The organism is uncultured Nostoc sp. (assembly GCF_937863485.1).
Lineage (GTDB): Bacteria > Cyanobacteriota > Cyanobacteriia > Cyanobacteriales > Nostocaceae > Nostoc.
In genome coordinates this window covers 1-3,264 of sequence record NZ_CALMFY010000030.1, presented here as the reverse complement: position 1 = coordinate 3,264, position 3,264 = coordinate 1, and the positions used below count along the sequence as shown (strand labels likewise).

2 protein-coding genes are annotated in these 3,264 nt (G+C 40.2%); one reads left to right on the top strand and one right to left on the bottom strand.

From position 1 onward, the window contains the following. The coding region (locus Q0541_RS04415) for a calcium-binding protein (RefSeq protein WP_298906081.1) at nt 1–1,513 on the bottom strand (1,513 nt) is incomplete at its 3' end. A 791-nt stretch (nt 1,514–2,304) separates the two neighbouring features. On the opposite strand from Q0541_RS04415, the gene Q0541_RS04410 reads away from it, so the two are divergent. Further along, nucleotides 2,305–2,760 (top strand): hypothetical protein, encoded by a 456-nt coding sequence (locus Q0541_RS04410; RefSeq protein ID WP_298906076.1) that lies wholly within the window; start codon nt 2,305–2,307, stop codon nt 2,758–2,760. Nucleotides 2,761–3,264 lie beyond the last annotated feature (504 nt).

Genomic DNA, 3,264 nt, shown 5'->3' with positions numbered 1-3,264 from the left:
TACCGCCATCTATGGTATCTTTACCACCATTACCCGTGGAGAGGGTATCGTTGCCACTGCCCCCGACAATATTATCATCGGAGTTTGTACCTGAGATATATAATCTTTCGATATTCTTGTAACTAACACGATATGTGCCCGCCGTAATTGATCCAGTGTTAGTGGTCGGATTGAAGGTCGAAATGGTCGAAACGCTCCCCTCTATAGCTGGTCTGTAGAAGGACAACAAATCGTCACCCGTACCCCCATCTACTGTTTGAGTCACTAAATCAGAGGTGATAGGTACTGTATCCGTGGTGCTTAGACTGAAAGAATCATTGCCATCGTCTCCAGAGAGAAAGTTATTGCCTGTTGAATAATCAGCCCTCAAGTAATCGTCACCAGCGCCACCTTTAAGGGTGTTATTGCCTAAAGAAGGGTAATAATAATCTCCAGCGCTATAAGTGATAACATACCCAGAGATAGAGAGAGAATCATTACCATCGCCGCCAAATAGTAAGTTATTGCCGGAGGAATACTCAGCACTTAAGGTATCGTCACCAGCCCCACCGTCGAGGGTGTTATTGCCTGATGAGCTAAAACTAAAGTATGCTCTATAAGAGTTAATGCCAGAGGTGGAGAGATAATCATTGCCATCGCCCCCAGAGAGTGAGTTATTGCCGGATGGAGACTGAGCCGTCAAGTAATCGTCACCAGCGCCACCGTCAATGGTGTTATTGCTTGAGGAGGGAATATAGTTGTATCCGGCGTCAGTAGTAAGGTAAGAGGAAGTAAGAGAATCATTCCCATTGCCTCCAGAAAGTGAGTTATTGCAGGATGTTGCTCCAGCATACAAGATATCGTTACCACTGCCACCCAAGAGTAGGTTATCGCCTGTTGAAAATTCAACGTTCAATGTATCATTGCCCACACCACCAATGAGAGTATTATTTCCTGCACCACCCCGCAAAAGGTCGTTACCACTTTTGCCATCAATAATATCATCACCCCCTTGACCATTAATCACATCATCTGAGTTGTCAAACCCGTTAACATTGTTGTCGAGGTCGTTTAGGAAGGTGACTGTATTCAAGTTAAAGATAGTGCTTTGGGTGGAATTGGCATTGAAGACATCAAAGCTGTCGGTAATGGTAGTTTGCCCATAAAACTCTATATTGCCCAAGTCTACAGTGGCTCCTGTAGATTTACTCAAGTTTTCCAGGTTTTCCAGGGCAAAGTTTTGCAAGACGAATTTGCCTTGGTAAACCTGCCCTTCAAAGGTGATTTCGAGATTGCTGCCATTCTGGGTCAGCAGCATATTTTGGGCAGTGAAGCCAGGTGCCTGTAAATATAGAGTGTCCACTTCAGCAATAACTGCTGCTGAGGGATTTACGCCTTTACCTACCCCACCAAAATCAGTGATATAAGTACCGTAGTAGGATTCGTAAATATCGTTGCCACCTGCACCAGTCAAGGTGTCGATGGTACTGCCGAATAGGGTATCGTTACCGTTGGTTCCAATGATATTTGCCATAATTTTTACCTACTTAAATCTGATTTTTTCAACAACTTTCAGTTTTCAGTCTACTATTGGTGCTGTTTTCGGCCAGGAACAAACCGCCGAAATTTGACCTTTTCGAGATACTTTGTCAGCCACTCTTGAACAAGAGTAATTTTTGTCTAAGATTCACTTATCTAACTATCTCAGACTCTCTAAGCTTTAAGCACTATACAAATTCACAAGGGTGTCGATTCCGGATAAACCTTCATTTTAGGCTTTCTTAATCATCTTTGTTCAGTAGAAATCACTGAACAACCATTAAACAAATCTACCCTTCATATTTGGTTTTTGCCAGTGCCTAAGTAAGTCGGTGCAATCAAATCAAACTGTGTGAAGAAAAATAAATAAGGCTCAAACTCTTTCTTCTCCTGGTCCCTACCCCCCGTCTTATTTATCTCAACAATAATTATTTACACCGACCTACTTAAGTCATATTAGCTTGAACTAGAAAAGAGTTGACTCTTGATTTGGAAAAAGATTTTTATGCCCTCCTTGTGTGCTATTGTCCGTGGATATGTAACTTGAACATAAAGGACACTTTAATAGCGTGTAAATAACTATATAGTCAATATCTTACGTAAGTACCTGTGCTGAAATAACCGTCTTTGCATACTCTTTACATTATTTGCCGATAAATGTATACGCAAATACTAAACTTTGTGTATTATTCATATTCTTTGAGTTGAGAGCGATCGCAAAATAATTTCTTTTTAGGTGTAAGTTATCATTAGGGTTTTTTATCTTGAAAAAAGCATAAATCTTCTATGCCTCGAAAAACCTCATCGGTAGCATCCCACTTTACTCTTAAAACCCCACTAGCTCTGTCTCAATTACATATCCGCTTACAGTTTCTAAAAAAATCACACCAATCGCTACTCAAACAAATTAAGAAAAAACGCACAGAACTGAATAACTTTGTTGAACGGACGCGAACTTTCGCAACAGAAGTCTTTCATCAAGCCAGTCCCCGTTTCCGAAAAATGGCTGAGTTAGATCAGGAGATCCATGCTCTATTTGAGGAAATTTTCACTACTAAAAAGTTTGGTAAACAAACCTTCAAAAATATAGAAGCAGTTTACCTTAAACTCCAGTTAACAGGAATCATTAGTCAAAAAAACAATGGCAAACAACTTTCAAAAGAGCTAAATGAATTGTTTGATAACCCCGAGCCAGAATCAGATTTTTCAAGGGAAACTGCTAAAGGTTACTATCAACATTGACAAACAAAAGAATTTGTAGAATCTCATGGTAAAGCTAGAACAGAAGATAAGAGAAAAATTTGTGAAATATTTCTGAGGTTAGCTGAAATCTTCCACCCTGACAAGGTAAAAGACAGGGAGACACAGACATATAATACAGAAATCATGAAATCAATCAAGTCTACCAAGAAGGCGATTTGGCAAGACTTCCGGGCATTAAAATCTAATGCGGGAGCTAGTCGGTAAATTTAGCGATTTCTAGACGGTTACCCGCTGGGTCGAATATATAAAAACGCTCACATCCCTTCAGTGGTTGCTTATCAGGGACAATTTCGATCTGGTATGCCAAGAGATATTCCTTGAACTGATCTAAATTGGTTACAACAAAACAAACGTGCTGCTTTGAGCTTGTTCTCTTAACCTGCTCTCTACTAATATGTAATTGTATGTTATCCAAGACATACCATTTTCCGGGAGCAACGCGATTTTGTGAGGTTGGGTGAAAAAGGTGCGATCGCTAAAATT